This window comes from Anabaena sp. UHCC 0204 (genome assembly GCF_009711975.1).
In the GTDB taxonomy this organism is placed as follows: domain Bacteria; phylum Cyanobacteriota; class Cyanobacteriia; order Cyanobacteriales; family Nostocaceae; genus Dolichospermum.
This window is the reverse complement of the sequence record NZ_VIKW01000082.1, coordinates 26,881-34,498: the sequence shown is the minus strand read 5'-3', so window position 1 is coordinate 34,498 and position 7,618 is coordinate 26,881. Positions and strand designations below refer to the sequence as shown.

The window sequence follows — 7,618 nt, the reverse complement described above, 5'->3', positions numbered from 1 at the left end:
AAAGGTGACAGGTGACAGGTGACAGGTGACAGGTAAGAAGGAAGAAGGAAGAAGGAAGAAGGAAGAAGGAAGAAGGAAGAAGGAAGAAGGAAGAAGGAAGAAGGAAGAAGGAAGAAGGAAGAAGCAGAGGTAATAATTCTTATCAATTACCAATCACCAATTACCAATCACCAATTACCAATCACCCATCACCAATCCCCAATCACCAAAACTAATGTAAAAGTCCGATCGCGTGCAGCAAGCCTTTACCTGTGACTAACTCGATGATCAGCCCGATAAAACCTAGCATAGCTATGCGACCATTCCAGACTTCGGCGCTGGTAGTGATTCCCCATTCCCAACGTTCCTGGGGATACATCTTCACCCTTTTTTTCATTTGGGCGGCTTGAGAAAGTTTCAGATTAGGTTGTTTAAGGGCATCAATTATCAAGTCACATAGAGCTTGAATAAATACCGGATTTGTGTTGGGTGCAGGGGCGCGTCCGAAGTTGTGAATACCGGCTTCTTCTGCTATTTCTCGATATTCAATATCAATTTCTTGTAATGTTTCGATATGTTCAGAAACAAAACTAATGGGGACAACTACCAAATCTTTCACGCCTTTTGCACCGAGTTCTTTAAGTGCATCTTCTGTATAAGGCTGTAGCCATTCTACCGGACCAACACGGCTTTGATAAGCTAGGGTGTGGGAATTAGGACGGTTGAGGGTTTGCATAATTAAATAGGTGCATTCCTCAATTTCTTGTTGGTAGGGGTCTCCAGCTTCTTCTACGTAACTTTTAGGTACACCATGGGCGCTAAAGAAAATATGTGCGTCATCAGGGTTAGGAAATCGTTCAAGTTCCCCAACTATGAGGTCGGCCATTGCTTGCAGATAACCTGGTTGTTTGTACCAGGAAGGGATAACGGTATATTCAAGACTTTGGAGTTTGGGATTTTCTTTCCACAGTTGTTCTAAGAGGCGGAAACTAGAACCGCTGGTACTAATAGAAAATTGGGGGTAAAGTGGAAGAATTACCAACTTATCAATGTTATCCTGGGTAAGTTGGGCGATCGCTTCTTCTGTATAAGGATGCCAATAGCGCATTCCTACATAGATGTTAGCTTCCTGTCCTAATTCACCCAACTGGGCTTTAATCGCTGCTCCTTGCTCTTCTGTAATGCGTCGCAGTGGAGAACCGCCGCCAATTTGCTTATAATTGGCTTGAGATGTTTTTTGTCTGCGTGTAGCAATAAACCAAGCTAGGGGTTTTTGCATCCAGCGGAACGGGAGGCGGATAATTTCTGGATCTGAAAACAGATTATACAAAAACGGACCGACATCCTCTAGTTTATCGGGACCACCGAGATTAAGTAATAATACCCCTATACGACCCATAGCAGTTACTTTCCCCCAATCTTTGCAGATTTTTTACTAATGTTAACAATATATCTTTATTAAATATAAAGCTTTATCGGCAGGAAAAAATGCAATGGCAACAATTTTTAGAGACTTGAGTTATAGATATCAATGGTTATATGATGGCATTTCTCGGTTAGCGGCTGTGAGTGTGGGTGGTGAAGCCCGGTTTCGTCAATTGGCTTTCCAAGATTTAAAATTGCAATCAGATACCCAAATTCTAGATTTATGCTGTGGTAGTGGTCAAGCAACCAGATTTTTGGTAAATTTTTCCAAAAATGTCACCGGCTTAGATGCTTCTCCATTATCCATACAGCGATCGCAAAAAAATGTGCCAGATGCTACATACATAGAAGGGTTTGCTGAGAATATGCCTTTTGCAGATAATCTATTTGATGTAGTACATACTAGTGCCGCTTTACACGAAATGCAGCCTGAACAACTGCGAAAAATTATTACAGAGGTTTATCGAGTCTTAAAACCGGGGGGAATATTTACTCTAGTGGATTTTCACCCACCCACAAACCCGATATTCTGGCCAGGGTTGATAGTATTTTTCTGGTTGTTTGAAACTGAGACAGCTTGGCAATTATTGAAAACGGATTTACCTGGATTATTAACTGAAAATGGGTTTGATGTTAAGTCACCAACTTTATATGCAGGTGGAAGTTTACAGGTAATTCAAAGTAGGAAGATTTAATTTGTAAATTTAGCTTCTCGTAGATTTGCTCCTTCCAAAATAGCATCATTTAAAATTGCGCCTTGTAAACTAGCTAAATAAAGATTAGCTCTTTGTAAATTAGCTCCCACAAGGTTAGCTTTATTAAGATTTGCGGCATTGAGAATTGCACCAGAAAGATTAGCAAGATTGAGATTTGCACCTTCTAGATTAGCTGCACTGAGAATGCTTCTTTCTAGGTTAGCATTTGCCAGATTTGCTCCTGAAAGATTCGCTTGATAGAGATTTATATGTTCTAAATTAGCTCCTTGTAAATTCATACCGCTCAAGTCTGTATAACTTAAATCAATTTGCTCATTTTCAGGATCTTTTGTCATGTCTCTTCTAGCAATAACATTAATCGCTGCTTGAATGAAGGGGCTAATTTTTTCCGCAGAGTGATTAGTGATTTCTTTTTTATGGGAAGGAGAAGAAATGGTATTATTTCTAATAATATTTGTGAGCATATTCATAATTACCCAATGAAATTGAGGATTAATATTAGCAATATTTTCTAAATCATGAATTATCTCTATATTTGTACTCATAGGATGTTGCTCCAGTTGTTTGATAATTCGCGCTAAATATTTCTGATTGTGTTTTCTTTGGTTCTGAACTTCAATTATCTTAGGGAGGATTTTGTTTTGCCAAATATCGTTGATAGAAAAATAACGAGCAATAAAAAATACTTTTGACATCATATAACTACTACCTGTTTAATGATTGAATATCAAGATGTAAGTTGGGTTATAATTTAATACTTGTCGGTTAACCTAAAAACATTAAATTAGGAAACCCAACATTTGCGGACTTTTGTAGGACTTACGCAAAATATCTCTGAAACTCTCTTTTCTATCCCTAACGGGACGCTTCGCGAACGTTTCCTTCGTTCCTATCCCTGCGGGACGCTCCGCGAACGTGGTTCGTTCCTTCATGGTTCGTTCCTTCATGGTTCATTCTTTCGTGATTTGTGCGTAAGTCCTGTTTTGTTGGGTTTCCTAATGTCAAACCAACCTACAGAAACTCTTAGCCTAAGAATATCGGGTTTTAATTAATACTGTTAGTTTAAGATTAGTTTGCTGCAAAAGATGTTTTTTCTCTTAACGTTTATGAAAAATCTAGTTTTAATTGGTGGTGGACATAGTCATGCTATTGTCTTGAGACTTTTTGGTAAAAACCCTTTACCCGATATAAATTTAACCCTAATTACTCCAGATCAATATACACCCTATTCAGGGATGCTACCGGGACATATTGCTGGATTTTATAAATATATTGAATGCCATATTGACTTGCAAAATTTATGTAAATTTGCTAAAGCAAAGTTGTTGCTTAATCAAGTGATTGGGCTAGATTTACAAAATAACCAAGTGCTTTGTGCTAATGGATTTGTAGTAGATTTTGATCTATTATCTATTGATATTGGCAGCGTTCCTACTAAATTGTCTGTATCAGGTGCAGCCGAATATGCTATTGGTGCTAAACCAGTTAAGCAACTTTTAGAACATTGGTATAAATTACAGGAAAATGTTATTATTAATCCCCAAAAGTTACTAAGTATTAGTATTGTTGGTGGTGGGGCTGGTGGTGTTGAGTTAGCATTATCAATGCAAGCTTGTTTACAGAAATTAAAGATTGAAAATTTGGAATTGCATTTATTTCAACGCAGTGGGGAATTAATGCCAAATCATCATTTATCAGTACGGCAAATAATGGAGAGAGTTTTAGTTAACAAAGGTGTGAAATTACATTTAAGTGAAACTGTGTGTCAAGTTGCACCAATCACAGAAAAGTTGCAGATTAAATGTGAATCTGGGTTAGTAGTTGAGTGCGATCGCGTTTTTTGGGTAACACAAGCATCAGCCACAGATTGGGTAAGGAATGCGGGTATTGGTACAGATGAAAAAGGTTTTATTTTAGTTGATGATAATTTGCAATCTGTAACGCATTCTCATATTTTTGCAGCGGGTGATATTGGCACAATGATAAATTATCACTTACCAAAAGCAGGTGTGTTTGCGGTGCGTCAAGGTAAACCGTTGTATGAAAATTTGCGAAGAATTGTTTTAGGTAAATCACTCAAATCCTATAAACCACAAAAGGCGTATTTAAGTTTAATTAGTACAGGAGATGGAAGAGCATTAGCGACTAGAGGAAATTTGACTTTACCACCTCATCAACTATTGTGGCACTGGAAAGACTGTATCGATCGCCGTTTCATGGCACAATTTCAAAATCTACCAAAAACCTGATAAATTGCACTATCAGCCTCAAGATAGAGTAATGGAAATCAAAAAAAGACTATGAAACGTAGACAAATTATCAATACAGGTGCGATCGCTGCTGCAACTGCTACACTGGCCACAGCTTGTGCAAAAGCAAGTACATCTACTAGTGTCGAAGGTAGTTTACCCACTGTCAGATGGCGTATGGCGACAAGTTGGACAAAGAGTTTAGGGACTTATGTAGGTGCGGAAACCATCTCCAAACGAGTCAAAGAAATGACTGGTGGCCGCTTTACTATTACTCCTTTTGCGGCTGGGGAATTAGTACCAGGATTGCAAGTATTAGACGCTGTGCAAGCTGGAACTGTAGAATGTGGACACACAGCAAGTTATTACTACATTGGTAAAAACCCAGCATTAGCTTTTGCTACGACTGTACCCTTTGGCTTAAATGCCCAACAACAAAACACTTGGTTATATCATGGTGGTGGACTAGAAGCCATGCAAAAAATTTATGCGGATTTTAATATCATCAACTTTCCCGCTGGTAATACTGGGGCGCAAATGGGAGGATGGTTTAAGAAAGAAATCAAATCTGTTGCTGATTTAAATGGGTTAAAAATGCGAATTCCTGGCTTAGGTGGACAAGTAATGTCTAACTTAGGGGTGAATGTGCAAGTGTTACCAGGAGGAGAAATATATTTAGCATTAGATAGGGGTGCAATTGATGCAGCAGAATGGGTGGGACCCTATGATGATGAGAAACTAGGTTTAAATAAAGCCGCGCAATTTTATTATTATCCTGGTTGGTGGGAACCCGGTCCAACTTTAGATGTTTTGGTGAGTCGGAAAGCTTGGGATAAATTACCTAAACAATACCAAGAAATATTTAGAACCGCAACTGTTGAAGCTAATGTGAATATGTTCACTAATTATGATGCTTTGAATGGGGAAGCAATGACAAGATTACTGGCTGGTGGAACTAAATTAACTCCTTATAGCCAAGAAATTATGCAAGCTGCGAAAAAAGCTGCTTTTGATATATATGAAGAAAATGCGAGTAAGGATGCAACTTTTAAACAGCTTTATGAACAGTGGAAAAAATTTAGAGAACAGATTTATAACTGGAATCGCATCAATGAATTAAGCTATGCTAATTTTGTGACGGCTGATAGTAAATAATATTTCATCTGATTTCGATGTAAGTTATGTTAGAGTCAAGCGATCGCTTGACTCCCATTTTTTCTTAACGATTGAAACTTTTTATGTCTCTGTGAGCCAATAAAATTGATATCCTTGTAAAGTAATCCGACTATCACATTGCTCTGGTTTCATACCACTATATAAATCAACAAATTTACTATCAATATTGAAGCCAATAGTTATAAGTGATTCCAAATACAAGTCTTGCGGATTTGCATCAAAGTTGGCGATAACCAGCACTTTTTCTGATGGAAGTTGATGATTGAAACGAATGAAACATAGCAAGTGTTTATTCTCTAAGTGTATCAATTCGCGGTTATTAAAATCAGCAAAAGCAGAAATTTCTTTACGGACGGCAATCATTTTTTTTGTGGCATTAAATACCGTATGTTCCACCGTTCCTTGTTGTTTGCGTAAGTCGGCTTTTTCCCAATTAATTTTAGGACGGTGTACCCAGCGATTGTCATCGGTTTTGCTTGGGTCATCAATATAGCTGTAATCATTAAGTACAGCGATCGCATCGCCATTATAAATTAGAGGGATTCCTCCAAAAGATAGAATAATTGCGTGCATTAATAAAATTCTGTTAATTGCATAGGCAATCAAACCCTCATCAGCAGTTTCCAGGGCAGATTCTAATCCCGCTAAAGAAGCTAGTGAACCACAAATACGTGCATCTCCTGTAGCTTCATTAGGCATGAACACCAGTCCCCTAGATGAAGATCCATCAAACTTACCGCTTAAGTAATCAACTAAAAATTTTCTATGCGCTCTCGGTTCATAACCAGCTAAACGAATATCACTATCGTCAAAACCCAAACCAATATCATCATGACAACGCACATAGTTTAGCCAAGTAGCACGTTCTAATTTATTAGGCAAATTTTTGATGCCTTGGTAGAGTAGCTTAGTATTTTTAGTGGCGATTCCATCCCATATTAAAGCCATTAAAGTCGCATTATAAGCAATCTCACACTCTTTGGCTGCGATCGCATCCTCGCCGAAATATTTAATTACTTCAATAGGGGCAACGATTGCTTCAGCTATAAACAACACACCGGGCGCACTCACCTGACAACAATCTTTCATTAACTGCAAAATTAAATGTGCGTTGCGCTCGTTTTGGCAAGAAGTACCGATCTTTTTCCATAAAAACGCCACAGCATCGAGTCGGAGAACATCCACACCTTGATTTGCCCAAAACATGATAATGTCGAGCATTTCAATAAAAACACTGGGATTGCTGTAATTTAAATCCCACTGATAATTATGGAAAACCGTCATCACCCATTTTTCCATCTCGACATTCCAAGTAAAATTGCTCGGATCTGTCTCAGGGAAAACTTCTGGCATACTTTGCTCAAACATATCAGGAGTTTCTCGGTTTTCAAAAATATAATAGTAATTTTGAAAACTGCGATTGCCCATCTTTGCTTTTTGCGCCCATTCATGTTCGTCAGAAGTATGGTTAAGCACAATGTCTAGAACCAGCAAAATATCACGCTTTCTGAACTCCTTAGCAATGCGGCGAATATCTTCTAAATCACCAACGCGATCGTCAATTTGCCTAAAATCACTGATGGCATACCCCCCATCACTTTGACCATTAGGACACATCAAAATTGGCATAATATGCACCATATTGATGCCTAGCTCTTGAAAATAGCCGATTTTGTTCTCTAAATCTGCAAGGTTTTCTGCAAAACCGTTGGAATAAAGAGCCATCCCTACCCATTTTTGCGACAAAAACCAATTGTGGTCTTGCTCACGTTGAATATCCAACCGCTCTAACTCTGGAGAACGATCAATATAGCCTTTCGCCATTGTTTCAACTAGCCGCAACATTTGCAGTTTAAAATCATCACGATGTCCGTACAGCGTCGAAAATAGCGAATGAATAGCGTAAAAGTTCGCTCCAAGACGGGTATAAAAATGCCGCAAATCTTGCCGACGAATTTCTGGCTTTAAATCATCCAGGATTGAATTTAACAATGAGTGAGAAATTTGTTCGTACATTGTATTTATCTTAAATTAGAGTGTTCCAACAAAAAAAAATGACCCAAAACTTCACTC

6 protein-coding genes are annotated in these 7,618 nt (G+C 38.3%); 3 read left to right on the top strand and 3 right to left on the bottom strand.

Going from position 1 to position 7,618, the window contains the following annotated elements; all coding sequences use genetic code 11:
• Window positions 1-211: 211 nt before the first annotated feature.
• Window positions 212-1,378, bottom strand: a complete 1,167-nt coding sequence (gene hemH / locus FJR04_RS25320) for a ferrochelatase (protein ID WP_168500082.1) — start codon at window positions 1,376-1,378, stop codon at window positions 212-214.
• A gap of 94 nt (window positions 1,379-1,472) precedes the next feature.
• Between hemH and FJR04_RS25315 the strand changes: the two genes are divergently transcribed.
• Window positions 1,473-2,099 carry a class I SAM-dependent methyltransferase gene (locus FJR04_RS25315; RefSeq protein WP_168500081.1) on the top strand — a complete coding sequence of 209 codons (627 nt, stop codon included), beginning with the start codon at window positions 1,473-1,475 and terminating at the stop codon, window positions 2,097-2,099.
• Here FJR04_RS25315 and FJR04_RS25310 read toward each other — a convergent pair.
• A complete protein-coding gene (locus FJR04_RS25310) occupies window positions 2,096-2,818 on the bottom strand; it encodes a pentapeptide repeat-containing protein (protein ID WP_254445425.1) in 723 nt (240 codons plus the stop codon). The two genes, FJR04_RS25315 and FJR04_RS25310, sit on opposite strands and share 4 nt — an antisense overlap.
• A 408-nt stretch (window positions 2,819-3,226) precedes the next feature.
• Between FJR04_RS25310 and FJR04_RS25305 the strand changes: the two genes are divergently transcribed.
• Both FJR04_RS25305 and FJR04_RS25300 read left to right on the top strand, forming a co-directional pair.
• Window positions 3,227-4,369 (top strand): FAD-dependent oxidoreductase, encoded by a 1,143-nt coding sequence (locus FJR04_RS25305; protein ID WP_254445424.1) that lies wholly within the window; start codon window positions 3,227-3,229, stop codon window positions 4,367-4,369.
• Window positions 4,370-4,420: 51 nt separating this feature from the next.
• Window positions 4,421-5,524 (top strand): TRAP transporter substrate-binding protein, encoded by a 1,104-nt coding sequence (locus FJR04_RS25300; RefSeq protein ID WP_168500077.1) that lies wholly within the window; start codon window positions 4,421-4,423, stop codon window positions 5,522-5,524.
• An 81-nt stretch (window positions 5,525-5,605) separates the two neighbouring features.
• Here the strand turns inward: FJR04_RS25300 and FJR04_RS25295 are convergent, their stop codons facing one another.
• Window positions 5,606-7,561, bottom strand: a complete 1,956-nt coding sequence (locus tag FJR04_RS25295; protein ID WP_168500075.1) for an alpha-amylase family glycosyl hydrolase — start codon at window positions 7,559-7,561, stop codon at window positions 5,606-5,608.
• Window positions 7,562-7,618: the final 57 nt, after the last annotated feature.